The following is a 24,885-nucleotide window of genomic DNA, read 5'->3' on the forward strand; positions in this document are numbered from 1 at the left end:
GAGTGGAGCGAAGCATCTCGCGTGTTTAGTGGGATTAGTACCCTTGATAAACACGCGAGATGCTTCGCTCCACTCTGCATGACCGCCTTTAGTTTGAAAAACTCGTGAAAACAAACGCAAAAGATCCTGGATGCCAGCAGCTGTTGTCCGCGCTCTTTGCGTTTTCATAGCTTTTAGAATTTCACGCTCGTGCTATTCACCACTGCTACGGGCTCTTGGTCCTGGGCCGTGATGTTGATATTCTTGACAGTCCAGTTTTTCGCGTAGCTGATGTCGCCTGCAGTCTGGGCTGTTATGGTAATGTTGCTCAGGGTCATGTTTTCGAGCAAGGAATTGGGCTGACCTTCGGCCGAAACAGCTTTTTTGGCGTTGGTCACGCGCACGTTGCTGATGTGCACGTCGCGGAAGTATGGGAGGCCTTTTTCAGCAGGCTCGACTTTGGTCAGCATGGCTTTCCAATGAGCCGGCAATGTCTCCTGCGTGTAGCCTTCGGGCAGCGTGGAGTAGCTGTAGGACGGGTTCCAGTTCATCGTCATCTCGATGGCCGTACCTACGCCATCCATCTCGATATTATCAACCCGAATATCCTCTACCGTACCGCCCCGCGTAAGCGCCGATTTGATCCGGATACCAACCTTGGTTCCTTTCGCTTTCAGGTTGCGGGCAATGACATGACGAATGCCCCCGGAGGTTTCGCTACCGCAGGTAAAAAGCCCCCCACCGGCCCCGGCCACGCAGTTTTGGATGAGCACGTACTCCGTGGACTTATTTACGCGCAGACCGTCGGCGTCGCGGCCCGACTTGAGGCAGAAGTTGTCGTCGTTGCAGTCGATGTCGCAGTTTTGCACCAGCACGTAGCTGCTGGAGTCGATGTCGATGCCGTCGGTGCTGGGGCCGTGGCCGCCGAGGTTGTTGCGGATGATAAGGCCGTCGGCGGTTACGTTTTTGGAGTAGAGCACGTGTACCGTCCAGAAACCGGCCCGCTGCAACGTAATGTCTTTGATGGTTACGTTCGAGGAGTTTGACACAAGCAAGGTGCGCGGGCGCTTGGCGTCATAGTCCACAATCCAGCGCAGGCCTTTGGCTTCGTAGTCTTTGCGCATGGCCCAATACAACTCCCAGAAGGGTTTGCCCTGACCATCTACAGTGCCTTGGCCGATGATGGCCACGTTGTCCTGATCCAGCACATTAATCAGCGCCGCGGGCCACACCATCTCGATGCCGGCAATACGGCTGGGCATTTCGGGATAATCCTTGATGTACTGGCTGCCGAGCAGAGTCACGCCTTTGTCAAGCTGTAGCGTGACGCCTTTCTTCAAAAAAATAGAGCCCGTCAGATACTGACCGGGCTCAAACGTGACAACCCCGCCTTCCCTGGCGGCCGCGTCGATGGCGTTTTGAATGGCTTTGGTGTTAAGCGTTTTGCCGTCGCCTACTACACCGTACTTGGCAGCCGCAAAGGTCGTTTTGGCCGTGGGTCGGGTTTTGGCGCCTACTTCTTTCACCCAGGCGGGATCATGGGCAGTGGGTGCCGCTGGCTCAATTACAAACAGGCTTAACCAAGTGATGAGCGGAAACAGAAAAGAGAGCAGCAGTTGCATAGGAGGCAGGATTGACCGAATCAGGAAGAAACGGGAATTGTAACATGACGCGGGACTGAGCGGCGGAACAACAGATTCCCACCACCGCTGTATTTGCCCCCCAGCCCCACGTCAGTTAACACTCACTTTTGCTTACTCATCCAAATCTGCATTTTCTCACCCGCCGAACCCTCCCGCACCCTCCTGCTACTGAAAATTACCCTAGCAAAACGCAGCAGAAATCCGGGGCGGCTACACGTTGAAAGTTGCACATGCGTGCTGCGAGCTATTCATCCAGGGGCTAAAAAATAAGTCCGTCATGCTCAGCATGACGGACTTAAAAATGGACAATTAACAGCCGGTTAGTAGCCCGGATTCTGCTCGGTCTGGCGCTGTTCCTGGGTTAGTGATTGACCACCGCGGAATATCCGCTCCAAGTGCTCGCGCGGGATGGGCCGCAGCTTGTGATAGGGCTGTATTTCGGACCGGGTATCAGGATTGAAGGTGCGGGCGCGCTCCAGCAGCGTTTCGGTGCGGGCCAGATCTTCCCAGCGGTGCAGCTCCCCGGCCAGCTCGCGGGTTCTTTCATTCAAGATGAAGGCGATAAAACGAGCCTGCGTGGTGGTGGCCGACGGCGGATACAACTCAGCTGGGTCGTTGGTGGTGAACTTGGTCATAGTAACCTGCAAGGCCGGAGCCGTGCTCGTCACGTCGCCGCGGGTGCCGCCTTCCACTAGTGAGAAAGCCGTGGGCTTTGCTTCGCCGGCCTTGTATGCTGCCCGGTTGCGCAGGGTGTTGATGTAGCCGATAGCCTTGGCGTAATCACCCTTACGACCATAAGCCTCGGCGGCAATCAGATACGTTTCAGCAAAGCGAGCCAGGATACCGTCGCGCGTGCCAGCCTCTTCATTTACGCCAGAGCCGGCCCGAAACGGGTCGATATACTTCAGCAGCTGAGGATATTTGTTGCGCACGCCTACCGGGCCGGTTGGGTCATAAGCCGAAGACACAGCGTTGCTACCGTTGCGGAAGTAGCGCGCAAACGTAGCGTAGCGCGTCCGCGAAATCTGGTTGGCAGTGAGCGTGGTTTGCGGGGTATTTACTTGGATAAAAATGGCCGTATCGCCTATGGCAAATTTGTTTTGCCCTACCTGCGCGGGAGTAGGTGCATTGGCGGCCGTCCATTTGGGAATGGTGGCGGCGTTATTAGCAATCCACACCGTTTTGAAGCTCTTATAAAACCGCGAGTCGTTGCGCCGGTCGTAGATATCCATGGTGTAGTTGGTGGGCATCAGGCGGCGGAAGGGCCGGTCGTTGAGCAGGTCGCGGGCCATGCCGGGGGTGTCTTCGTAGATCATGGTGAAATACGAGTGCACGCGGTTGCCAAAGCGGCCTGCCAGGGTAATGACGTTGTTGAACTGCGTGGAGAAAATGACTTCCCGGCTGGTTTGCCCGGCGCGGTTATTCGCATAGCTGGAAATATCCCAGAGTTTGGCAAAGTCGTTTTCCAGCACGTAACGGCCCGAGGTAATCACCTGGTCGGCGTAGTAAGCAGCGCTATCCACGTCGGTGGGCTTCTGGCCCCGCTCGTCGGTGATGGCGCTGCCGCGCGTCAGGTACACTTTGGCTAAGTAATGCTGAGCCGCGCCTTTGGTAGCGCGACCAAACTCCGCGCTTGTGGGGGACAAATTTTCCTCCGCAAAGCGCAAATCCTTGATGATCTGCTGATACACCTGCGGCACGGGCGTGCGCTCGTATTCCAGCTGTATACTTTCGGTAGGCTTCAGCGAAACTGGGATGGCACCGTACTGCTGCACTAGCTGAAAATAGTAGTAAGCCCGCAGGAAATGCAGCTCGCCGAGGCGCTGGGCCTTCTGTGCCGCAGTAGCCAGCGTGGTAGTGCCGCCAGTGAAAGCCGGAATCTTATCGATGCCGATGTTGCAGCGGTTGATACCATCGTAGTCGGCCGTCCACACATCGTGCACGAAGCTTTCGATGCCATTACCGGTATTCAGACGGCTACGGTCGTAGGTATTCCAGTAAACGTAGTTAACCTGATCGGCATGCGTAAACTCATCGGTGCCGAAGTTGAACATCGCGTAGCTGTGCTCGTTGGCGTACTTGAAGCGGGTCTGTTCGTAGGCCGCTTTTACAAGGTCTTCCAGCCCTTTTTCCGTAGTGTAATAATCGTTGGTAAGGGTAGAGACGAGTTCTTCCTGCAGATAATCCTTGCAGGCCGTGGTAGTCAGGCCGAAGGTAGTAAGCAGGGCAATGGTTATGAGTCGATATGAACGTTTCATGATACTAGGCTAGACGTGGGGAATTAGTCGTCAAATCAGAAGCCAATGCGGAGGCCAAGCACCAAGCTTTTGGTGCTCAGGTTACGCGCTTGCGCCAGTTCGCCAGAGGTAGTACCGATATCGGTGGCTTCGGGGTCCAGCCCCTTGAACTTGGTGATCAGGAAGGGGTTGACCGCATTCACGTACACACTCAGGTTGCTGCTGTAGAACTTAGAGGCTAGCTCCTTAGGGAGGTTATAAGTGAGCGAGATGCTGCGCACTTTGGCGAAGCTGCCATCCTGGTACCGCAAGGCGTCGCCAAAGGTGGCAATGTCCTGCTGGCTGTTTGGCCGGGGCTCCTCGGTGGTTGGATTGGCTGGTGTCCAGTAGTCGACTTTCTGACCTGGAAAACGCCCCCCAAGGCCGGGCCGGAAGCCCGTGGCCAGCATCTGGCCGACACGGGCATACACCAGGAAGCTCAAATCGAAGCCGCCGTAGGAGAAGCTGTTGCTTACGCTGCCGCTCCACTTGGGGCGGTTCGAGCCCAGCACAATCTGGTCCTGAGTGTTGATCTGGCCATCGTTGTTTACGTCCACAACTTTTATCGTACCTGGCCGCACGTTATAGCGAGTTAGGCCTTCGGTGTCGTAGCTCTGCCAGATGCCTTCGTACTTGTAGTCGTAGTACACGCCCAAGGGCTCGCCGATAAACCAGCGGTTGCCAAGGTCGTCCTGCTTGCCCGAGGCCAGCTCCACGAACTCTTCCTTGTTCTTGGTGAAGACAAAGTCAGAGCCCCAGCGGAACTTGATGGTTTCCACGTTCACCGTCGACACAGTGGCTTCTACGCCGGTGTTGCGCGTGGCACCGATGTTTTGCAGCACGTTATTAAAGCCCGAAACCGTAGGCAGCGCGCGGGGCAGCAACAGGCCGGTGGTGTTGGCACGGTACACTTCCACCGAACCGTTGATGCGGTTTTTAAACAAACCAAAGTCCAGACCTACGTTTACGGTGTTGGTCCGCTCCCACTCCAGCTCACTGTTGGGTAAGCCCCCCAGCGTATTGGGCAGCGTGCCGGGCGTGGGCGTGTAGCCATACGCTGGCGTCTCGTCCCACACGTAGGGAGTTTGCTGCAAGGTGCCGCCGGTGGTGTAAGGGTCTACGGACGCCTGGCCTACGGAGCCGTAGCCGCCGCGCAGCTTCAGCTCGCTCAGCATGGCTATGTCCTTAAAAAAGCCCTCCTCCTGGAGTTTCCAGGCTAGGGCTACGGAAGGGAAAAATGCCCATTTGCGGCCCTCAGCCAGCACGGAAGCACCATCGGCCCGTCCGGTAGCCGTCAACACGTACTTGTCGCGGAAGCTGTAGTTTACCCGTCCCATCCACGACATCAGCTGGCGCTGGATAAACGGACCCGAGCCGAAACTTTGTGCCGCCGCGTTGTTGGTTGAGCCTAGGTTGTACCACTTCTGCGAGTCGTAGGGCAGGTTGGTGGCACTGATGGAGGAGCCTTCGCTGCGGTCCTGCTGAATACTTTGCAGGAGCGTCACGCCCAGGCTATGGTCTGCGGTGAGCTGCTTATCGTAGAAAAGCAGGTTTTCTACGACGTAAGTAAAGTTCTGATTCTGATCGTATTGCGCGAACGATACCGCGTTGGCACCGCCGCCCTGTCCCGTAGAGCGGGCCGACCGAAACTGACCATTGCGGGCGTTGCGGAAGTCGGGGCCTACGTTGAGGCGGTAGCGCAGGCCTTCCAGCAGCCGGGCCTCAGCGTAGAGGCTGGTAAAGAAACGGGCCACACGTCGCTCACTAAAGGTGTTTTCCGGGTCGAGCAGCGGGTTCAAAATGTTGGCGTCGGCACCGGGGTTGGTCTGGAATACGCCTTCCGCGTTGTAGGGCGTAGCATACGGCAGCTGCCCAACGGCTTTGCCGTAGATGTCGGGGCCGACGTTCTGAATACCCAGGCTGGCGTTGGTAGAGCCGCCCACCGAAATGATCTTATTGACTTTGAAATCGAAGGTAGCGCGGGCTGTGTAGCGGGTGAAGTCCTGGCCAGGCTGAATACCTTCCTGATTCAGGTAGCCCACCGACAGCGACGCGCGCAGGTTCTCGGAGCCGCCACTAGCGCTAAGCTGGTGGTTTTGGGTGAAGGCGTTGCGCAAGGCGGCATCCTGCCAGTCGAAGCTCCTGATCTTGCTGGGGTCGTAAATCGGAATCTGGGTGACGTTCGGGAAGCCGTAGAGGGCATAACGGGCTTTCTCCTCCTCTGTCGCTTCGCGCGTTTCGGGAATGCGCGCGTCAAAATCCCGCCAAGTGTACGCCCCGGCGATGTTGGCCCACACGTTCGGGTCGGTGCCAAACAGCGTGAAATCGTTTACGGGATTAGGATAAGGCGTGGTATAAGAGCCCGACGTACGGTACGCTTCGCGGCGCACATCGGCAAACTCTGCTGCGTCGAACAGTTCCGGCAGGCGCAAAGGCCGGTCGAAGCTGCCGTAGGTGTTGTAGCTGATATTAAACTTGCCTTCCTTGCCGCGCTTGGTAGTCACGATGACCACGCCATTTGCCCCCGCGAACCGTAAATAGCGGTTGCCGAAGCATCTTTTAGCACTTCTACTGATTCGATATCATCGGGGTTGAAGTCATTCAGGCCCGTGCCTTGCGCCAGCGGAATGCCATCAACTACATAAAGCGGCTCGTTGGAAGCCCGCACCGAGCGGTTGCCGCGAATACGGATAGCGGGCGTTTCACCGGGCCGAAAATTGCCCCCCGCCACGTCGACGCCGGCCGCGCGGCCTTGCAGGGCCTGGGTCAGGTTCTGAACCGGCACCTGCTTGATCTTCTCTTCCGACACCGACGACAGCGCGCCGGTTACGTCGCTCTTTTTCTGGGTGCCGTAGCCAACTACTACCACGTCTGCCAGCTGCGTTACATCCTCGGCCAGCGCCACGCTTATCGGTGATGCGCTGGCGGGCACTTCCTGGGTTACATAGCCAATCGAGGAGATGGTGAGCGTGGCTCCGGCCGGGGCCGTCAGGGTGAAGCTGCCATCGGGGTTGGTGCTCGTGCCGGTGGTGGTGCCTTTCACGACTACCGTTACCCCTGGCAAACCACTTTTGTCGGTGGCCGTAACGACCCGCCCTGTTACGGTTTGATCCGTCTGGGCAAAGACGCTGGCGGGCGCCAGACCAACTACTACTGTCAGGGGCAACCAGCGGACTGAGTTGTAAAGTTGTAACATAAAGGAGGAGTTGGAAGTGGGAATGCAAACAGGGAGTTTCTACCTACCAAGTACCTGTCTTTCTTCCCCAAATCTCTCCCGCACTCTCCTGCTGCCGTGCTAGTATTTCTTCGAAGTGATCAAAAATATCTCTTAAACATCCTGACGTGTATTCTGCGCCTTCAGCTGCGACGAAGCTTTACGCATACTGATGTTTCTATACTACCTATTCACATCATTGTCATCCTTAATCTAGCGTACGGCACGAAGGACCTTCTCACGTTGAAACAAATCGTTCTTCGGAGAGAAGGTCCTTCGTGCCGTACGCTAGATTAAGGATGACAAACGGAGTGGTTAATAAGCTTCGGCTCAGTTCAGGATGACACGTTCAATCATCTATCATACAAACTTTTTATGCTTGATAAAATACCCTTTCCAACGGCGTTACCACCGGCGAGTTATCCGGATTGGTCAGCATCAAATCAGCCATATAAGCCCACCAGCGCTGCATGATTGGCAGCGACGGCAGCTGATCGGCGGTGTGCTCAGGCAGGCGACGCTGCACGGCAAATAGCGTGTCAGTAGCGGGGTTCAGGTAGATAGAATACTCGCGGATGCCGGCTTCGTGCAGGGCCGCAGTCAGTTCGGGCCAGATTTCGTCGTGGCGGCGCTGGTACTCGGCTTGCACGCCGGGGCGCAGCTGCATGGTGAAGGCTATTTCTTCCATAAAAGGCTTACAGTTTTCCTTGGGTGCTTACCCGCCATTGGTCGGTGCGAAAGGGCGAAGCGGGCAAGCCGGCCCCGTTGTATAAATTGGGCATGGGCGACTTACTCCAGCCAAAACGCACGGCCACCGGCTGCTTTACCTGCTCGCTCCACACCACCACCGAGTTGCCCTCAATACGAGCCTGGGCGGGCCGAAACACGCTGTCGGGGCCGGCAATGGTGAACTCGCGCAGATCGCCGTTTTGGGCAACTAGGCCACCGGAAGTATAGTCGAATTGCAGGCGTGCTTTGCCATCTTTCACTTCCATCTTTTTGTAGATAGGCCCCGAATACGGCAGATTTTTCTGCCCGTATTCTTTTGCTAAGGCCCACAGTGCCAATCGGTGCCCCACGACTTGCTTGTTGCGCGGATGAATATCCAGCGAGTCGCCCACGTCGGTAATGACCACCATGCCCGTGTTCGGCACGGTTTGCATACTTAGCAGCTGCGCTTCCCGAATTTCGGGATTCTGCTCCTTGTGGGGGTTATCTGGACGAAGTAAAACGGCAGATTCGGCTGCTGCCAGTCCTGGCGCCAGTTGGCTATCATGGCCGGAAATAGCTTGCGGTACTGATAGGCCCGCACGGCGTTGCTCTCGCCCTGATACCAGATTACACCCTTGAGCGTGTACGGAATCAGGGGCTTTATCATGCCGTTGTAGAGCTTGTAGGGCGACTTGTTGCTGGTTGCGCTGAGGGCTCGGCGGGCTTGGGCGTTTTGGTTTGGGGAGAGGCAGCCTGCTCTTGCTTCCAGGCGGTCAGGGCCGCTTCGTAGGCCGGGCGCTGGGTCAGCCCTTCGTCATAGCGGGTGAGGATGGGGCGCAGGTCGGGGTCTTTTTCCAGCACGTCTTTCCGCGTCCACGACTCGGCCGGGGTGCCACCCCAAGAGGAGTGAATCAGGCCCACCGGCACCTTGGTTTTCTCGTGAATTTCCTGGCCAAAAAAGTAGGCCACGGCCGAAAAGCTCCCCACTGTTTCGGGGCTGCACACCACCCAACTCCCCTCCGTATCCATCTGGGGCGTATCGGACACTTTCTGCGGCACCGTAAACATGCGGATGGCCGGATACGTGGCCTTGGGCACCACTTCCGCTTCGTTCACGACGCCCGTCATCCACTTAGATGCCCCTTTAGCCACCGGGAAATTCATGTTCGATTGCCCCGAGCACAGCCACACTTCCCCCAGCAGCACATTGCTGACCGTCAGCTTATTCTTGCCCTGAAAGGTGATGGTGTGTGGTCCGCCGGCTTTATCGGTGGGGATGCGAACCTGCCAGTTGCCCTGGGCATCGGCCGTGACTTTCTGGGGGCTTTTTGCCAGCTGGCAGTTACCGTTACGGCTTCGCCGGGGTCGGCCCAGCCCCAGAGGGCTACGGTGGTTTTTTGCTGAAGCACCATGTTGTCGGCCATCAAAGCGGGTAGCTTGATGTTGGCCCAAGCAGGGCTGGCCAGTGCAAAAAGCAGCAGAAGCAGTAGGTGGCGCAAAGGAAGCCGGTGAGTCATGCTTGGGGGCTTTTTCTAGATTATTTTAAAGATAAAGGCAGAAGCGGTCATGGATTTACCGCCCTGGGAAGCACCAAATAAGTAGGCGGGCTTACCGTCGCGCAGCAGCAATTGCGGGCGCTCCAAGCGGCCGTAGCGTTTCAGGTTAGACGGAGCGGGCGGCTCCACCACACCGTACTCACGCAGCGGTAAATAGGCAATCTTAGGGAAGTCCCAGCGCTTGCCATCCTCCGATTCGAGGTAAAGGCCGACTTCGTGGTTGTACACGCCCATGTCGCGGGCCAGGAGCCGAAATTTGCCCCCCTGCCGCCACACGAAAGCGTCTTCAAACTGCTTGTTGTGGCCCTGGTTGGAGAAATCAATAACGGGGTTGCCCGTGTACTTCACATAAGGGCCTTCCAGCTTATCGGCCACGGCCAAGCCGTACTTGCGGTTGCCGCGAATGGTGGGGTCTTTGGCCGTGAGGTAGTCCTGGGTATTCCACGATTTGTAGTACAACCAATACTGCCCATTCGGGTGCTTAATGAAAGCTGGATTGGTGGTGCAATGGTCGTCCCAGGCGCCTTCGGCGCCGGGCTCCAGCAAGGGTGCATCTGGTCGTTGCCAAGGACCATTTAATGAGTCAGCCGTGGCGAGGCCAATGCGCTTGGTGTTGGTTTTGCCGTTGCTGTTGCCCATGAAAAACAGGCAGTACTTGTCATCGACAAACTGAATGCTGGGATTGTGACAGGTAGTAGCGTCCCAGAAGCCAGGCCCGCGCGGGGCCAGCACTACGTCCACGAAGGTAAACGGGCCTTCGGGCGAGTCACCGACGGCGTGGGCTATTTCAGAGCTGTTAATCCAGCCACCCATGCCCTTTTTAGCAGGCCACCGCGAGAAAAACACGTGCACTTTCCCATCGGGGTCTTCGATTGGGCTGGTGCACCACACAAAGTAATCGGGCAGCTCCAGGGCGCGGCCCACGGGCTTCAGGTGTTTGCTGAATTTGGAGAGGCTACCCTTGGGATAATCAATCAGCCGGCCCGCAGAAAAGCCCCCCAGCGCCCGTGCTATAGGAGCCAGTGTCAGGGTAGCAAGAAAGGTGCGACGAGTAAGCATATTGGTAACACTGTAGAGACGCAATATTTTTCGTCTCCTCGTTGCTGATGTTGTTTAGTCGCTTATACGCCTGTCATCCTGAGCTTGCGAAGGACCTTATCGAAGAGGCACAGGTTGTTCAACGGTGAGAAGGTCCTTCGCAAGCTCAGGATGACAGATGATTATTGTTCAAAGAGGAGACTCCAACTATTGCGTTTCTACCACCTTACAAACCTGGCGATGCTTTCCCCTGCTGGCCATTCGTGGTCGTGGGCGTCAGGGTCACGGGGCCTAGCAAGCCAGACTCTTTCGGGGTCCATTTCTCAGCTGTGAATAGGCCATCTGCACCACGGTTTTCCTTGAGCTTGCTCGACATATTGATGTTGTAAGCATTCTTATAAGGCACCTTGTTGCGGTCCATGTGGATGATGCGGTTCGCCATGCTATTGCTGACGGTAACTACCAGCTTGTTTGTGGCTTGCATTTTCTCCTTGGGCACAAATACCTGATACGTCGGACCAACCAACGTGCCTAGCTCCTGCCCATTGAGCTGTACGCGGGCGCTTTCCGCCACGCGGCCCAGATCGAGCATAAATCCTTCGCCCGTACCCTGGGGTTTGGCAAATGAAATGGCGTAAGTGGCAGTGCCGGAGAAGTTTTTGACCGCCTCACCGTTCCAGCTGGTCCACGAGCTTAAGTCTTTCACCTGTGCTTTGGCCGGTAACTCTGGTCCACCCGACACAAAGCTCACGTCCCAAGTGCCCTGCACAGGCTGCGAAGCGCCGGTAGCTTTCAGATAAGCATAAGCAGGGCCAGTCAGGGCAGCATCGTTGGTTTCCAGGATGCACGACTCGCCGGGGGCCAATTGTACATACACCTCCGTACCGGCCGACGACGTGCGCGAGGCGGCTAGGCCCAGCTTTTCGGTCATGGGGTTGTACAGGGCCACCGATTTGCCCCCACGCGCAGCGGCACCCAGGCTTCCACTGGTTTTTCGCCCCAGTTAGCCACGAAGTAGTAGTGCCCTTTATCATGGCGACGACGCACGAACTCTAAGCCCTTATCCACCATCGTTTCGCGCTGCACGCCGGCAGCAGTCAGCGCCTGATCCACATCTTTACCAACCAGCACCGAGCCTTTGCCCACGGTAGCCTTTTGTACACCGCCGCTAGTGGTAAACTTGAGCGTGCCAACCAGCTTTTTGAAAGCAGCACGGCGAGTATCAAGTTTGCCTAAACCGGGTACGTCGGTGGGTAGTTGCTCCTGAAACACGATGGTAGCACCGTTTTGGGCCAGCTTCATGAGCTGCTCCATCGTGGCCAGGGGCATCACCTGAGCGGCCGGAACCAGAATGGTTTGGTAGGCCGAGCCACCGCCGGTTTGCAAGGTTTTGCCTGTGTTTTTTACCTGCTGAATTTGCAGATCGGAAATAAAATCGAAGCCGTAGCCTTTGGCCAGCAATGCTTCGCCGGTAGCTCCTACGGGTATGCCTTTAAAGCCGTGGTCAATGCCGTCGAAGTGCTGAAGCATTACCTTGCCGGGCTTGCCGTAAGAGTCATATATGGGCAAGTACACCAGCACGTCGTTGCTGGGCTGACCGGCCTGCATAAATGACTGCGCGTGCGCCACGTAGCGGTTTAGCTGGGCAAAATCCGTCCAGAACGTGTTATTGGGGTTGAAGTGAACCGCCGCGTAAAACAGCCAGCCCGGCCAGGCCGCAGCCTGGGGTGAGTAGTTAGTGCCGTGGTAAAACGTGTGATTTACGCCCCCCAGCAGCATGCGGTCCATCGCTTTTTTGATGTCGCTGAGCTTGGACAAGAAGTGGTCATTTTCCCACGTCGCCGTCTCCGAAGATGTAAGCTTCTTGCCTGTTACGTGCGCGGCCGAAGAAGCAAATTTGATTCGCAGCAAGTCCTCCCCTTCAATCTCGGGAATATCCGTGACGGCGTACAAATCGAGGATGTTGGCCGGCGAGCCGTGGGCCTGATTACGAATCAGGGCTTTGTGCGTTTTGGCCCAGTCGCTCCAGGTTTTGGTGTAGTTTTCCAGCAGCAGCTCCGACAAGGTTTCACGGTAATCAGTTAGTACGCGCTGGTTCTGATCTTCGCTGGCTTTACCGAACAAAGCAGGCAAATGCTGGCGCAAATCGTAGCCACGGCGCTTCTGAAATTCGGCAAACATCTGGGGCGTCCAGTTGCTCTCGCCCTGGGCGTCGTCTACCTCGTAGGAATCGTTGAAAAAAGCGCGAATACCCGACACGTCTTTGCCTTTGAAGGCATCGTCGAAGCGCTGCAAATAGTGCTGGGTTGCGGTTTGGGAAAAGTGGTCAATTACGTCGCCTTCGCCACCGGGGCCGGCCCGCTCTACCTGCTTGCCGTGCCAGCCCTGAAACACGCCAAACAAGGTCCAGTTGCCGGCGGGCGCAGTCCAGTTCAGCTTGCCGCTGGCATCTACTTTACTGGTCAAATCCACCGTTTGGCCCTTATCCGAATAAGCCATCAGCGCCTGTAGCGGTAGCGGCTTCTCGAACCGAACCTGGTCGAACGCATGGAGCTGCAAATCCTTGTTTTGGGCGACCGGCTCTACCAGCTGCTTGATGTCGATGGGTTGGCCCACCGTGCGTATCATAGGCTTCTGCATGTAGTTGACAGCCTCCTTCAATTGCTCCCCGCCTTTCACAGTATAGGTCTGGTAAGCCACGTACTTACAAGCATCCTCAAGCGTCACCCACGGGCCACCAAACGGCCACCCCGACGCCTGCGCCATATCCACACCCAGCCCTAAGCGCTTCGACTCGGTAAGCGTGTGCGTGAGCATATCCATCCACTTGGGCGACAGGAAATTAACAAACTGGTTTTCCGTGCCTTTCACCCCATAAATAGGCGTAATTTCGGTGCCGCCTAAGCCGGCTTGCTGGTACTGGGTAAGCAAGCGTGTTAAGTCCTGCTCGTTCACGGCGCTGCCCTGCCACCACCAGCGCGTCCATGGTTTGTTTTGCTGGGTGATTTCAGGCCATTTCAAGGCCTGGGCCGATGCAGTATTTTGATGAAGCGCCGCGGCAACCAGTAAGGAAAGAAACAGGGACTTTTTCATGGGGAAAAGAAGAGCAAGAAAGCGTAGCTGGAAGCTGGTGCTAAGAAGAAAGCAACGAAGCCTAAAGAATCTAAGACGAAAACTAGAACTAGCTCCCCTCCTCAGCTGAGGAGGGGTTGGAGGTGGTTGACCGGAGCGGTGTTTTGTTGCTTAAAAAAGGCGGTCATGCAGAGTGGAGCGAAGCATCTCGCGTGCTGATGTAGAATTACTAATCTGCCATCAGCACGCGAGATGCTTCGCTCCGCTCTGCATGACGGCCTTGGGGGGCAATACTGCCGAAACAACATCAGCAACGAGGTCAATCACCCCAGCTTTGGCTTTGCCAAAGCGTCCCCTCCTCAACTGAGGAGGGGAGCTAGTTCTAGTTTCCGGCGCTTACTGACTTTGATTTAATATCATTCATTTTGTAGATCTCGCTGCCGGCCAGCAGGAAGCAGCCGAGGCCGTAGTCCTCGAAGTCGGGTTTGCTGGTGTAGCTCACGGGCTGGCCGTCTTTGGGCTCTTTGCCGGTGCCTTGCACGTAGCCCAGGAAGCCATTGGGGTGCACGCACTCCTTGGCCATGGCGTTCCATGCTTTGGCGATGATGGGCTGGTATTGCTTGGCGTCGAGCAGACCGTTATTGATGCCCCAGGCCATGCCGTAGATGAAAAGGGACGTGCCGGTTAGCTCTTTGCCGCCGAAGTTTGTGGGGTCGTGGAGGCTGACGTTCCAGTAGCCGTCGGGGCGCTGGAGGGCGGGTAGGGCCTTCATCATGTTCATGTACATTTGCTCGTACTCGGCACGGTGGGGGCATCTTGGGGCAGAATTTCGAGCGTCCGGACCATGGCGGCTACCACCCAGCCGTTGCCGCGGCTCCAGTAGCAATCCTCGCCGTTTGGCTCTTTGTATGGTGGCACAAAGTCCTTGTCGCGCCACCAAAGCTGGTCTTGGGGTTGTAGAGGCCGTTGGTGCCGTGCACCGTTTTGGAGTAGTTGTAGAGGCGGTACATCTTCTCGTAGTAGGCCGTATCCTTGGTCATCACGCCGAGCTTGGCGTACACGGGCATGGCCATTTGCAGGGCGTCAATCCACCACCAGTCGTCTACCTTCGGGCTGTTCACCATCAGGTCGATGCTGGCTTTAATGTCGCGGATGCGCTCGGGCTTGGGGTCTATTTCGTAGAGCGCAATGTAGGTCTGGCCGGCGGCCTGGTTGTCGGCGTTCCGCGTGGTGATGCCGTTATTCAGGCCCCATTGGTGCTTTTCGCCCCAGTCCACGGCGTAGTCGTAGTACTGCTTCTGCTTATCGATGCCATAGAGTGCCATAAGGCCTTCGTAGTACACGGCCCGCGTCCAGATGTGGCTGGGACGGGTTTTGTTGGTCACGATTTCCTTGCCCGTATCCGGCCACTTCTTCATGAAGTAAGCGTTGGTCTTGCGCAGGGTTTTGAGCACGTCCTTCTGCTTGGGCATTTTCTGGGCCTCAGCCGAAGTTGCCAGACTGGTCAGCAGGCAAGCCGCCACCAATAATTTACAATAAAAAGCCCCCAGCGCTGCGTCATTGTCATGGTATGTGGTGTCATAAGTGTTAGTGATTTTTGTTGTCGTTCGGGCACGTTTTGCTACGACGCCGCTTTGGCAATTTCTACCGCGTACACCTGCTCCTGGCCCTCAAAGTTGGCGCGGAAAATTATCCACTTGCCATCGGGTGAGAAATGGACGTTCGGCTCGAGCTTGTAGCCGTGGTGCTTCATGTTCACGAGCCGCTCCGATTTGAATTTGTCGCCCTCCGGGCGGAACAGATAAATCCACATGCCGTCGGGCGCTTTGGCTACCTGGCCCGCGTCGCCGCCGTCACCGGCGAATAGCTTCTGATCGGGCGAGATGTTGAAGTGAATCGACCACTCGTTGCGGTCCATCTGGTAGAGCTTTTCCTTGCCGGTTTTCACCTCGGCACCGGCCAGATAGAAGGTCACGCTGCGGGGCTTCTGCAAGTCAAACCACACCGTTTTGCCATCGGGGCTGAAAAACTCGTGGCCGGCAATTTCGCCCTCCACAGTGCGCTTGTGCACCAGCTTGTTCTGCTTGGTTTTGATGTTGATATGCCAGATGCGGTCCACCTTGTGCCAGGGACCTTCGTGGCAATACATGAGCAAATCGGGGTCGGTGGGCGAAAACTGCACATGACCCAGCCAAGTATTCTCCTTGTAGATATCCGTCCGCTTGCCGGTTTTGGCGTCGATGGTGAACAGAATGTGCTCCACCTTGGCATCGTAGATGCGGTTGAAGAAGTCGCTCTTTGCGGGGTATTTGCGCAGGATTTCGCGGGCTTCTTTGCCGCCGAGCGCGCCGGCAATCGTGGTTTCGTTGGCGTTCAGGCTGGTGATATTGCCCGGAAAATCCTTGGGGAACACGTAGATGCGGCGGGTCTTTTTGGTGTCCACGTTGGTGGCGTACACCGTATCCTGGGCTTGGTAGAACACATCTCGACCTTTAGGAGCTACTATTTCGCCGCTCACTTTGGTAAAATAGCGGGTCAGCGGTTCCACCTGCCGCGTTTTCAGGTTTACCAACCGTAGCTGCTTGCCGCGCTCATCGGTGTGGTAATACACCATTTTGTCGCCTTCACCTGCCTTGCCTTTCAGGAAGGGGTTGTTGTGAAAATAGAAGCTGCCGTTGCCACCGTCGGTGGGCGTCAGGCGCATCACTTTGTGGCCCGTGTCCTGGTCTATCCAGTCGGCGGGCATGGGTTTACCGCCGGTTTCCTGCTTGGTTTGGGCCTGCGTACCAGTGGCCAGCAGCAGGCCGGCGCTGAGCAGGAGGTAAAGTCTGGTTGATTTCATAGTCGGGAGAGTGGGAGATTTGGGAGAGAATTCCGAAGTCAGGATTTGGGCGTGCTAGCGCCTGGCACGCGCACGTACTTTTTGAGGTCGCGCAGGGCAATGACTTTGTAGTGATTGTCGTGCAGATAGCGCAGGTATTCCTCAAATAGCGCGGGCGGCGTGGTTACCCAGTCGTGGGCATAATCGGGGACGCCGTGCACGGTGAGCACCACAATTTTGCCCCCCACGGCCTGCTGAATGGCTGTCAGCACGCGCTGCTTGTCGGTGCCGGTAGTGGTGAAGCTGGGGATGAGCAGGGGGTTATCGGTGGCGGGGTCGTAGGGCTTGTCGCCGCCTACGCGGGCAAACTGGTAGCCCTGCTGGGGCAGCACGGTGAAGGCTATCGGGTGCGTATCGTAAGCGGGATAAGCAAATGTGGTTGGCTTAGCAATACCATTGTTGCGGCAGCGGCTTTCAATAGAATCCAGCTCGGCCACCAGTTCCGGCGCGCTCATCTTGTTCACGTGCTTATGTGTGAGCGTGTGGCTCCCGATTTCGAAACCCTGCCGGTGCAAGTCTCCAATCTGAGACCAGCTCATGTACTTGGTTTTGTCGGCGAAATCGGGGCGAAACTCGCAGACGTAGAAAGTGGCGCCGAAGCCGTATTTCCTGAGCAGAGGCGCTACGTAGGTGGCGTGCGTTACGGCCGCATCGTCGAAGGTGAGCACTACCAGCCTGTCGGGCACGGACCGGCGCAGCTGCTGGGCGTGGCTGCTGCCAACACGCAGGCCGAGCGCTACCAGAAGCAGCATTCTAAGTAAGTGAAGCTCTGCGGTATGTACACGAATGGCGTGAAGCATGTGTACAAGAAACACTCTTCCCTTGCCCCAACCCTCCTGTACTCTGGGGTGCAGTGAAATTCATTCGCTGTGAAATGCCCGATACTATAGCCTTTGGGTCTGTAGCTTCTGCGTTCGAAGTGTACCAATGGTTACTGTAGCTAGCACGATGTTACGATATGGCTTTGCGCTTTATTAGCACAGTTATCCTTTATATTGTCATTCTCCCGCTGTCATCCTGAGGCACGAAGGACCTTCTCACTCAGGCACGGATCGTTGTTATGCTAGTCGTTCATCGGTGAAAAGATTCTTCGTGCCTCAGGATGACAGCGGGGAAATGTGGGTGAATACGGATGATTAGACAATTATATTCACGAGTCAGGGCGCTAAAGCACTTCTAGCCGCTATGCTCGACTAGGCAATAGCGCAAGCAATAGGAGTTGAAAGTATTCCTTAGCCTAGAGCTTGTACCTTAGCAAAGCCGCTGCCTGGTAAGCTGAACAATAGATTGGGCACATCAGCAGACAAGCCGCACGTTGAATATTTAGTAGAATAACAACTCCCGGTGAAGGCAAGGACACGGCCAGTTCTATCACTCATTTTTACCTGTACCCTCAGCCCAGATTATGCATGGCACCGTTCTTATGCTGCTTAAGCGTTACGTTCAAACTCAGTACGACCACAGCACATGGCTCAAGCTCATGGAGCTTTCGGGCCTCGAAAACGTTGAATTCGACCACAAAACAGTATACCCTGACGAGAACATTTATGCCTTGGTAGGTCAGGCTGCCGAGATGACCGGCCTATCGGCGGGCGAATTGCACGAGAAGTTTGGTGAGTACCTGGTGCCTGATCTGATGTTTATGTATCAGAAATACGTGCAGCCCGAGTGGAAAACCCTCGACATGATAGAGCATACCGAGCTTACCATGCACAAACAAGTACGGCGTGAGCACCCCGAAAATAGCCCCCAGTGCTTAATGTAAAGCGTTTGGGCGAAAACGAACTGATCATCGACTACGTGTCGCCGCGCCGCATGAGTGGGCTAGCTGTGGGCATCGTGCGCGGCCTGGCTACTTACTTCGATGAGGCCGACCGCATCGATGTGATGCCCACCACCAGCCACGACGGCGAGCGGGTGCGCATCCATGTGCGCCGGACCTGAGGGCATTTTGAGGGAAGCGGGGGGCAAAAAGATGGGTCTATTGGACATTTAAAGCCCGGCAGTAATATCTTTTTGCCCTCCACCAACGTTCTAGGGTCCTTGCCGGCCTGAGTGCACTTTTCCGCTAAAGCTTGTACTCTGGTTATTCCTGATCCAAGAACCAACTTCATGTCTATAAAAATCACCACCCGCAGCTTACTTATTGCCCTCTCTATTAGCGTGTTTGGCTGTAGCTCCAACAGCTCCGACCCGGAACCTACGCCTGCGCCAGCTCCTCCCCCTGCCCCGGCGGCTCCTATCACCTACAAAATCACGTATGCCGGCAACAGCCTGCTCTCCGGCTACCTGGGCTTCGTGATTGATACCAAGATCATGGCCGAGGTCAAGAGCCAAGGCGGAGCTGCTTTAGGCGCCGGCACCTCCGAAAATTTTGCGGTAGCCAACTACGTTACCCCGCAGGTGATAGACCAGCTGCCGAAGATTAACGCGGCCTTCGACCCAACCAAGGACGTGAACGTGCTGGTGCTTTGGGAAGGCACCAATCATATTTACTACGGAGCCACGGCCAAGCAAGCCGAAGAGTCGCTGCTTGAAGTGTGCCGCAAGGCGCGCGCCGCGCACCCCGAGTGGAAAATCGTGATGGGCACCTTGTTGCCCCGCTCCGAAGACGACTACCCCGCCACCCAGGAGCGCGACCGTCTGGCCGTAAACGTGGCCCTGCGCGCCGTAAAAGCCAGCGGCAACACGCTGTTCCATGAGCTAGCCGACGTAGCCCAGGACCCGCGCATCGGCCCAGGCGGCACCGAGAAAGACAAAACCTACTACCACGACCTCGTGCATCTCAACGACGCCGGCCAGCAGGTAGTAGCACCCATCTTCGCCAAGTCCATCGTGGCGGTTATCAAGGCAGGCAAGTAATACGATTTCATAAACTAGACCGTCATGCAGAGCGGAGCGAAGCATCTGGCGTGCTGACGAGAGATTAGTAATCAAACGGCACGAGCGAGATGCTTCGCTCCGCTCTGCATGACGGTCTTATGTGAGACGTTTTTATGTGAAAAAGCCCCCAGACTATCCAATAATCAAACAACCAAACACCTAAACAACGACCTCAACCACCCCCGTTTGCGCTGCGCGAAACCATCCCCTCCTTGTTAAGGAGGGGAGCTTGGACGTGTGTGGCGGCTCAGGACAATGAACGGAAGCCCGATAGCACAATTCAATTTGCATATAAACAACACAATATTCTTTTGTATTATTTCTAATATTAGTATACATTAATAGTTATTATCACCTCAGCTATCTTACCTATGGCGCTCACCGAAGGAAATACAGACAGCATAGAGTTTCCAGTGCCATCCGACGAGTGGCAGCTTTACGTTGATGCATTCAGCGAGACCTCCAAGCGGCTCGAAGACCCGAATCCCTTTACTGCCGCTTTTCAGCTGGAAAATGGTGAGATACTGTACGTTATAAACACCGGCGATTCGATGATTGCCGGCACGGCCACTTACACCGACGTGCCCCATGCAGGCTTTGTGGATCTCATTTATGAGGCCATGCCCCCAAGTACCAATTCAAAAAGCCCTACGACGTCAACGTTACGGCCCTGCGGGAAGGCAAAATAGTGGAAGCCACGCTTCGGTTCGCCGAATTCAAGTTTAGCAAAGCAGAAGAGCTTACCGAAAGAACAGGCGGCGTTATTCACAATCCGCCTTATTAAAAAAACAGCATGTCAAAATCTCGCACAACCGGCAAAGGCGACTCGGCTCCCGATGAGTCGAACCCTGATGCCCCCACCCCCATTGGCAGCAATCCGGATGAGCCCGTCGACCTCTCCACGCTGGAGGGCGGCGTATTGCACAACCCACCCCAGGCAAAGCAAAGCCAGGAGTCCAGCACTATCGACGAGGAATAGCGCGGCGGCTGTTTGCTAACCGCCTACCAGCCAGCACGCGCATCAACGTATTTACCCTTTGTGCCCGCCAGCATGAAGCATGTAGTAGTCCTGCTTCTTTTGAGCGTTATTCTGCTCCCGCAGCCGGCTCTGGGCCAAACGCCGGCTGCCGCCGACAGCCTGCGCCAGCTGTTGCGCCAGCAGCCCCGCGCCGATACCGTCCGCGTGCAGCGCCTGCTGGCCCTGGCGCACGCGGTGCGTATAGCAGATATGCCCCAGGCCATGCAGCTGAATCGGCAGGCGCTCACGCTGGCCCGCAAGCTGGCCAATACCGACGGCCAGGCTGAGGCGCTGTTGGCCCTGAGCATCCTCTACCGCCGCCAGACCAATTACGACCTGGCCCGCCGCTACGCCCAGCAGGCCCAGAGCTTGTTTGCCAGGCCCAACGACCCGGAAGGACTGGGCAGAACCTGGCTGCAAATGAGCTGGATTGACTTATTACAAGGCAATTATCCGGGCGCCTTGTCTTCTGCCCTGAAAGGCTTGCCCCTGACGGAGAAAAGCGGCGACCTGCTTACCCGCACGCGGCTGCAAATCAATATGGGCAATATCTACAGCCAGCTGGGCGACTACACGGAGGCGCTCTCGACGCTTCGGGCTGCGCTAAAGAACGCCCGGCGCCTCAATGACGAGCAGACGGTATTAATGGCCCTGAATGGATTGGGCACTACCTATCAAACGCTCAAAAACTGGCCGCAGGCTATTGCTTATCACCAGCGTTCCCTTAGCCTCAGCAAAAAGCTGGGCAACGTGGGGGGCGAAATTTCGGATGAAATCAACCTTGCGGAAGTATATGGCCGGCAGGGAAACACAACCCAGGCGCTGGCCCACGGCCTACGGGCTCGCCAGCTGGTGCGCGCCACTCAGGATACGTACAACCTGCCCTCGGTGGAGCTGATGCTGGCCCGGGCCTATCTGCTCGCCAACCAGACCGATAGCGTGCTGGCCCTGGCCCATCATGCCCTGGAGCTTAGCCAGAAATCGGGCAGCAACGTCAATATTTTCATGGCCAGCGAGTTGCTGGCCGACGCCTACGGTCAGCGTCGGGATTTTGAGCAGGCTTACCGCTACCGCAATCTGCAGATAGCCTATGACGATTCGCTCTCCGGGGAAGACATTCAGCGCCGCACCAGCGCCTTGCGCTATGGCTACGAGCTGGACCGCAAAAAGGCGCAGATTGACCTGCTCAGCAAAGACCGCCAGCTCCAGAAGCAGAAAGCTGAGCGCCAACGGCAGAAGTTCGTGGGCCTGCTGGCTGGCATTGCGGGGCTGTTGCTGCTGGCCGGGCTATTGCTGCGCAACGTCTTTTTAAAGCAGCGCGCCAACCGCCAGCTCAAGGAAAAGAACCTGGCCATCGCCGCCCACCGCGACGACCTCGACCAGGCCCTAACGGAGTTGCGCGCCACCCAGGCCCAGCTGGTGCAGCACGAGAAGCTGGCCTCGCTGGGGCAGCTGACGGCGGGCGTGGCCCACGAAATCCAGAACCCGCTGAACTTCATTACCAACTTCTCCGACCTGGGCGTGGAGCTGACGACCGAATTGCAGGAGGAGCTGGCGAAAGAAAAGCTGTCGGAAAGGGGGCGGGCCACGATTGAGGAACTGCTGCACGATCTGTCGCATAACCAGCTGAGCATTCATCAGCACGGCCGCCGCGCCGACCGCATCGTGAAAAGCATGCTGGAGCACTCCAGGGCCAGCAGCGGCCAACCCCAGTCCACCGATCTGAACGTGCTGGCAGAGGAGTGTCTGCGCTTGGCGCACTACAGCTATCAGGCTGCCAACAAGGACTTTAAAGCCACGCTCACCACCGAATTTGCCCCCCAGCTTCCCAGCCTGCAAGTGGTGCCCCAGGATTTGAGCCGGGTGCTGATAAACCTGCTCACCAACGCGTTTTACGCCGTAGCCGAAAAGCGCCGACAGTTGGGCGAAGCGTATCAGCCGGAAATAACCATCCGCACCCAGGAAACCGAAAAGGACGTTCGGATTGTGATTCGCGACAATGGCAACGGCATTCCGGCCGAGGTGCGCCAACGCATTTTCGAGCCCTTCTTTACGACCAAACCCACGGGCGAAGGCACGGGCTTAGGCCTGTCGCTGAGCTATGATATCATCACCAAAGGCCACCGCGGCACGCTGAGCGTAGAAACAAAGGAGGGCGAGTACACGGAGTTTACGATTTGCCTCCCACTAGCCGTCGCCCCACAACGCGCCGCCCGCACCGCCACACCGGAAATGACCAAGGCCGGTGTATAAACTCCTGTAGAGACGCGTATTGGCTGTGCCGACCTTCGGTTCACGTCTCATCGTCGCGGTCGTTGTTTAGGCGAATTATGCGAACGGCGCGATGCCCATCGTTCACCGACTAGACGCGAACCGAAGGTCGGCACAGCCAATACGCGTCTCTACATGGCGCTGGGGGCTTTTTTACTTGCGTATGCCTTCGATAATGCTGAACGGCGACCTGGTCGGCAGGATGCGGGTCAGCTCTAGGCCGGCCTTCCCGAACAGCTGACGGTACTCCGCTTCGGTCCGCTCGCAGCCGCGCAGGTACAGCAGCATCTGCAGGTCCAGAAACTTGCCGAAGGAAGGCTCGTTGCCTTCGGGCAGCACCATTTCCACCACCAGCACCTTGCCTTCCGGGTTCATCGCCTCGCGGCAGTTATTCAGAATGGTCAGGCTCTGCTCATCGTTCCAGTCGTGGATGATGTGCTTCATGATGTACGCATCGGCCCCTGCCGGCACTGAATCGAAAAAACTGCCCCCACCCGCTCGCAGCGGTCGGCTACGCCCTGCGATTGTATCAGGTCGGCGGCAGCTTCCACGATGGCCGGCATGTCGTAGAGAATGCCCGCAGCCGGGGGTATTTTTTCAGAATAGAAGCCAGCAGCAAACCATGTCCGCCGCCTACATCCACGATGGTAGAAAAGGCCGAAAAATCGTAGGCTTCCAGCACGGCGGCGCTGCTAAAGGCGCTGTTGCTGGACATGGCATCGTTGAACACCTTGCCGGCCTTCTCATTCTTCCAGAAATAATCGAAGGACGAGGTACCAAATACCTTGTCGAAGGCCGGCTCGCCGGTTTGCACGCTGTAGAGCAGCTCGGCCCAGGTTTGGTACTGAAAGTCGTTGGTCATCAGGGTTACGAAGGACCGCAGGCTGCCGGGCACGTCGCTCAGCAGCGACTCGGCCGGCGGCGTCAGGCGAAAACGCTTGTCTTCGTCTTCGGAGAATACGCCCACGCTGGCACAGGCCCGCAGCACCCGATACAGGGAGCGCTCGTGCGTGCTGGTAAGGCGGGACAGCTCGCCGGCGCTCTTGGGGCCGTCCTGCAGCAGATCGGCAATACCCAGCTCGGCGGCAACCCCTATAGCGCGGGAGGGCGCAAACCCAAACATAACCTGCATGAGCTGAAGGGAAGGAGGTAGCTCTTGCGACATAGATAGTTTACTTAAAGCATATCAGATAGTTAAGCGCAGTTTATAGTTTACTGGAAGGCTATAGCTCGAATTTGCCCCCCCAGAACGCTACTCTAATATATTCTATTTATTCTATTTATTCTATTTATTCTATTTATTCTATTTATTCTATTTATTCTATTTATTCTATTTATTCTATTTATTCTATTTATTCTATTTATTCTATTTATTCTATTCTTATTTATAAAGCTTTAGTCGCAATTTTTGCCCGTACGTTCTCGTACAAGCTTCATTATTTATAGGAAAACCAACGTTTGAATCACCTCCACCAGATCAGTAAACCCTCACTTTATCTACCACTACTATGAACAAACGTGATTTTTTGCAGCGCGGTCTGCTGCTGGCCATTAGCGGCCTGGTAAGCCCCGCCCTGCTGGCCCGCGCCCGCGACGAAAAGTTTCTGGCCGAAGCCCGCGCCACGCCCATGGCCGATGGCCCTTTCACGCTGCCCGCGCTGCCTTACGCCTTCAATGCCCTGGAGCCCCACATCGACGCGCGCACCATGGAGATTCACCATGATGCCCACCACAAAACCTACGTGTCGAAGCTCAACGAAGCCGTGGTGGGCAAACCCCAGGAAAAGCAGTCGTTGGCCGAGCTGCTGGCCTCCGCCAGTAAGCAGCCCGACGCCGTGCGCAACAATGCCGGCGGCCACTGGAATCACTCTATGTTCTGGCAGATACTCGCCGCTAAAGGTGGCGGGCAGCCCACGGGCAATCTGGCTACTGACCTAACCAAGACTTTCGGCTCCTACGAGAAGTTTCAGGAGGAATTTGCCAAAGCGGCCACGGGGCGCTTCGGCTCAGGCTGGGCGTGGCTGAGCGTAGATAAGGCTGGCAAGCTGTTCATCTCCTCCACGCCCAACCAGGACAACCCCTTGATGGATTTACCGGGTATTCAGCGCGGCACGCCCATCCTGGGCCTCGATGTGTGGGAGCACGCCTACTACCTGAAGTACCAGAACAAGCGCCCCGATTACGTGAAGGCCTTCTGGAATGCAGTGAACTGGTCGGCAGTAGGGCAGCGCTACGACGCTGCCCGCAAGAGCTAGACCCTAGAACACAGCGTAAGACCTCCTTGGATTTACAAACACGAGGCGGTCATGCAGAGCAGCGCGAAGCATCTCGCTCGCGGTAGTG

22 protein-coding genes and 1 pseudogene are annotated in these 24,885 nt (G+C 56.5%); 7 read left to right on the forward strand and 16 right to left on the reverse strand.

The genetic code is table 11. The annotated features are described in order from the left end of the window. Positions 1 to 173: 173 nt before the first annotated feature. The 14 genes and pseudogenes from H9L05_RS20655 to H9L05_RS20705 all read right to left on the reverse strand — a co-directional run bounded on the left by H9L05_RS20655 (position 174) and on the right by H9L05_RS20705 (position 17,122). Positions 174 to 1,601 carry a glycoside hydrolase family 28 protein gene (locus tag H9L05_RS20655; protein ID WP_187732484.1) on the reverse strand — a complete coding sequence of 476 codons (1,428 nt, stop codon included), beginning with the start codon at positions 1,599 to 1,601 and terminating at the stop codon, positions 174 to 176. Positions 1,602 to 1,942: 341 nt separating this feature from the next. Beyond that, entirely contained in the window at positions 1,943 to 3,880 is a 1,938-nt protein-coding gene (locus tag H9L05_RS20660) for a RagB/SusD family nutrient uptake outer membrane protein (protein ID WP_187732485.1), read from the reverse strand. 35 nt (positions 3,881 to 3,915) lie between these two features. Then, positions 3,916 to 6,402, reverse strand: coding sequence for a SusC/RagA family TonB-linked outer membrane protein (locus tag H9L05_RS20665; RefSeq protein WP_187732486.1), 2,487 nt, complete (start codon positions 6,400 to 6,402; stop codon positions 3,916 to 3,918). Next, positions 6,399 to 7,094: a TonB-dependent receptor plug domain-containing protein gene (locus H9L05_RS20670; RefSeq protein ID WP_187732487.1), complete on the reverse strand. Its 696-nt coding sequence runs from the start codon at positions 7,092 to 7,094 to the stop codon at positions 6,399 to 6,401. Before H9L05_RS20670 ends, H9L05_RS20665 begins: the two co-directional genes overlap by 4 nt. A 391-nt stretch (positions 7,095 to 7,485) precedes the next feature. After that, positions 7,486 to 7,800: an L-rhamnose mutarotase gene (gene rhaM / locus H9L05_RS20675; RefSeq protein ID WP_187732488.1), complete on the reverse strand. Its 315-nt coding sequence runs from the start codon at positions 7,798 to 7,800 to the stop codon at positions 7,486 to 7,488. A 7-nt stretch (positions 7,801 to 7,807) separates the two neighbouring features. Then, the gene (locus tag H9L05_RS24350) at positions 7,808 to 8,275 is read right to left on the reverse strand and encodes a hypothetical protein (protein WP_223284618.1); all 468 of its coding nucleotides are present in this window, start codon (positions 8,273 to 8,275) and stop codon (positions 7,808 to 7,810) included. A gap of 2 nt (positions 8,276 to 8,277) precedes the next feature. After that, positions 8,278 to 8,490 carry a sialate O-acetylesterase gene (locus H9L05_RS24355; protein WP_223284619.1) on the reverse strand — a complete coding sequence of 71 codons (213 nt, stop codon included), beginning with the start codon at positions 8,488 to 8,490 and terminating at the stop codon, positions 8,278 to 8,280. Further along, positions 8,487 to 9,275 (reverse strand): sialate O-acetylesterase, encoded by a 789-nt coding sequence (locus H9L05_RS24360; RefSeq protein ID WP_223284620.1) that lies wholly within the window; start codon positions 9,273 to 9,275, stop codon positions 8,487 to 8,489. The genes H9L05_RS24355 and H9L05_RS24360 overlap by 4 nt, the downstream gene beginning before the upstream one ends. An 80-nt stretch (positions 9,276 to 9,355) precedes the next feature. Further along, positions 9,356 to 10,438, reverse strand: a complete 1,083-nt coding sequence (locus H9L05_RS20685) for a glycoside hydrolase family protein (protein ID WP_187732489.1) — start codon at positions 10,436 to 10,438, stop codon at positions 9,356 to 9,358. 205 nt (positions 10,439 to 10,643) lie between these two features. Further along, positions 10,644 to 11,366: a glycosylhydrolase-like jelly roll fold domain-containing protein gene (locus H9L05_RS24365; RefSeq protein ID WP_223284621.1), complete on the reverse strand. Its 723-nt coding sequence runs from the start codon at positions 11,364 to 11,366 to the stop codon at positions 10,644 to 10,646. Further along, the gene (locus H9L05_RS20690) at positions 11,345 to 13,510 is read right to left on the reverse strand and encodes a glycosyl hydrolase (RefSeq protein ID WP_223284622.1); all 2,166 of its coding nucleotides are present in this window, start codon (positions 13,508 to 13,510) and stop codon (positions 11,345 to 11,347) included. The genes H9L05_RS24365 and H9L05_RS20690 overlap by 22 nt, the downstream gene beginning before the upstream one ends. A gap of 361 nt (positions 13,511 to 13,871) precedes the next feature. After that, positions 13,872 to 14,961: pseudogene (locus H9L05_RS20695) on the reverse strand (glycoside hydrolase family 88/105 protein). A 149-nt stretch (positions 14,962 to 15,110) separates the two neighbouring features. Continuing rightward, a complete protein-coding gene (locus H9L05_RS20700) occupies positions 15,111 to 16,331 on the reverse strand; it encodes an oligogalacturonate lyase family protein (protein ID WP_187732490.1) in 1,221 nt (406 codons plus the stop codon). Positions 16,332 to 16,369: 38 nt separating this feature from the next. Next, a complete protein-coding gene (locus H9L05_RS20705) occupies positions 16,370 to 17,122 on the reverse strand; it encodes a polysaccharide deacetylase family protein (RefSeq protein ID WP_187732491.1) in 753 nt (250 codons plus the stop codon). A 653-nt stretch (positions 17,123 to 17,775) separates the two neighbouring features. Here H9L05_RS20705 and H9L05_RS20710 point away from each other — a divergent pair. From H9L05_RS20710 to H9L05_RS20735, 6 genes are all read left to right on the forward strand, one after another. Next, entirely contained in the window at positions 17,776 to 18,135 is a 360-nt protein-coding gene (locus tag H9L05_RS20710; RefSeq protein WP_187732492.1) for a heme NO-binding domain-containing protein, read from the forward strand. A gap of 5 nt (positions 18,136 to 18,140) precedes the next feature. Beyond that, positions 18,141 to 18,314: a hypothetical protein gene (locus H9L05_RS20715; protein ID WP_187732493.1), complete on the forward strand. Its 174-nt coding sequence runs from the start codon at positions 18,141 to 18,143 to the stop codon at positions 18,312 to 18,314. A gap of 168 nt (positions 18,315 to 18,482) precedes the next feature. After that, positions 18,483 to 19,232, forward strand: a complete 750-nt coding sequence (locus H9L05_RS20720) for an SGNH/GDSL hydrolase family protein (protein WP_187732494.1) — start codon at positions 18,483 to 18,485, stop codon at positions 19,230 to 19,232. Between the two features lie 392 nt (positions 19,233 to 19,624). Beyond that, positions 19,625 to 19,942, forward strand: coding sequence for a hypothetical protein (locus tag H9L05_RS20725; protein ID WP_187732495.1), 318 nt, complete (start codon positions 19,625 to 19,627; stop codon positions 19,940 to 19,942). A gap of 104 nt (positions 19,943 to 20,046) precedes the next feature. Continuing rightward, on the forward strand, positions 20,047 to 20,232 hold the full coding sequence (locus tag H9L05_RS20730) for a hypothetical protein (RefSeq protein WP_187732496.1): 186 nt from the start codon (positions 20,047 to 20,049) through the stop codon (positions 20,230 to 20,232). Positions 20,233 to 20,244: 12 nt separating this feature from the next. Continuing rightward, positions 20,245 to 22,524, forward strand: coding sequence for a tetratricopeptide repeat protein (locus tag H9L05_RS20735; RefSeq protein WP_187732497.1), 2,280 nt, complete (start codon positions 20,245 to 20,247; stop codon positions 22,522 to 22,524). 171 nt (positions 22,525 to 22,695) lie between these two features. Here H9L05_RS20735 and H9L05_RS25390 read toward each other — a convergent pair whose 3' ends face one another. Then, the gene (locus tag H9L05_RS25390) at positions 22,696 to 23,013 is read right to left on the reverse strand and encodes a methyltransferase (RefSeq protein ID WP_262892587.1); all 318 of its coding nucleotides are present in this window, start codon (positions 23,011 to 23,013) and stop codon (positions 22,696 to 22,698) included. Between the two features lie 58 nt (positions 23,014 to 23,071). Next, positions 23,072 to 23,707, reverse strand: a complete 636-nt coding sequence (locus tag H9L05_RS25395; protein ID WP_262892588.1) for an acetylserotonin O-methyltransferase — start codon at positions 23,705 to 23,707, stop codon at positions 23,072 to 23,074. A 343-nt stretch (positions 23,708 to 24,050) separates the two neighbouring features. Here H9L05_RS25395 and H9L05_RS20745 point away from each other — a divergent pair, with 343 nt between their 5' ends. Continuing rightward, entirely contained in the window at positions 24,051 to 24,797 is a 747-nt protein-coding gene (locus H9L05_RS20745) for a superoxide dismutase (RefSeq protein WP_187732498.1), read from the forward strand. The last annotated feature ends 88 nt before the right edge of the window (positions 24,798 to 24,885 follow it).

This window comes from Hymenobacter qilianensis (genome assembly GCF_014489555.1).
Classification (GTDB): Bacteria; Bacteroidota; Bacteroidia; order Cytophagales; family Hymenobacteraceae; genus Hymenobacter; species Hymenobacter qilianensis.

Excerpts from the sequence above, each read along its gene's own strand:
- H9L05_RS20655 (WP_187732484.1), bottom strand. The coding sequence starts at position 1,601 with ATGCAACTGCTGCTCTCTTTTCTGTTTCCGCTCATCACTTGGTTAAGC.
- H9L05_RS20660 (WP_187732485.1), bottom strand. The coding sequence starts at position 3,880 with ATGAAACGTTCATATCGACTCATAACCATTGCCCTGCTTACTACCTTC.
- H9L05_RS20670 (WP_187732487.1), bottom strand. The coding sequence starts at position 7,094 with ATGTTACAACTTTACAACTCAGTCCGCTGGTTGCCCCTGACAGTAGTA.
- rhaM (WP_187732488.1), bottom strand. The coding sequence starts at position 7,800 with ATGGAAGAAATAGCCTTCACCATGCAGCTGCGCCCCGGCGTGCAAGCC.
- H9L05_RS24350 (WP_223284618.1), bottom strand. The coding sequence starts at position 8,275 with ATGCAAACCGTGCCGAACACGGGCATGGTGGTCATTACCGACGTGGGC.
- H9L05_RS24355 (WP_223284619.1), bottom strand. The coding sequence starts at position 8,490 with ATGATAAAGCCCCTGATTCCGTACACGCTCAAGGGTGTAATCTGGTAT.
- H9L05_RS20685 (WP_187732489.1), bottom strand. The coding sequence starts at position 10,438 with ATGCTTACTCGTCGCACCTTTCTTGCTACCCTGACACTGGCTCCTATA.
- H9L05_RS20690 (WP_223284622.1), bottom strand. The coding sequence starts at position 13,510 with ATGAAAAAGTCCCTGTTTCTTTCCTTACTGGTTGCCGCGGCGCTTCAT.
- H9L05_RS20700 (WP_187732490.1), bottom strand. The coding sequence starts at position 16,331 with ATGAAATCAACCAGACTTTACCTCCTGCTCAGCGCCGGCCTGCTGCTG.
- H9L05_RS20705 (WP_187732491.1), bottom strand. The coding sequence starts at position 17,122 with ATGCTGCTTCTGGTAGCGCTCGGCCTGCGTGTTGGCAGCAGCCACGCC.
- H9L05_RS20710 (WP_187732492.1), top strand. The coding sequence starts at position 17,776 with ATGCATGGCACCGTTCTTATGCTGCTTAAGCGTTACGTTCAAACTCAG.
- H9L05_RS20720 (WP_187732494.1), top strand. The coding sequence starts at position 18,483 with ATGTCTATAAAAATCACCACCCGCAGCTTACTTATTGCCCTCTCTATT.
- H9L05_RS20725 (WP_187732495.1), top strand. The coding sequence starts at position 19,625 with ATGGCGCTCACCGAAGGAAATACAGACAGCATAGAGTTTCCAGTGCCA.
- H9L05_RS20730 (WP_187732496.1), top strand. The coding sequence starts at position 20,047 with ATGTCAAAATCTCGCACAACCGGCAAAGGCGACTCGGCTCCCGATGAG.
- H9L05_RS25395 (WP_262892588.1), bottom strand. The coding sequence starts at position 23,707 with ATGTCGCAAGAGCTACCTCCTTCCCTTCAGCTCATGCAGGTTATGTTT.
- H9L05_RS20745 (WP_187732498.1), top strand. The coding sequence starts at position 24,051 with ATGAACAAACGTGATTTTTTGCAGCGCGGTCTGCTGCTGGCCATTAGC.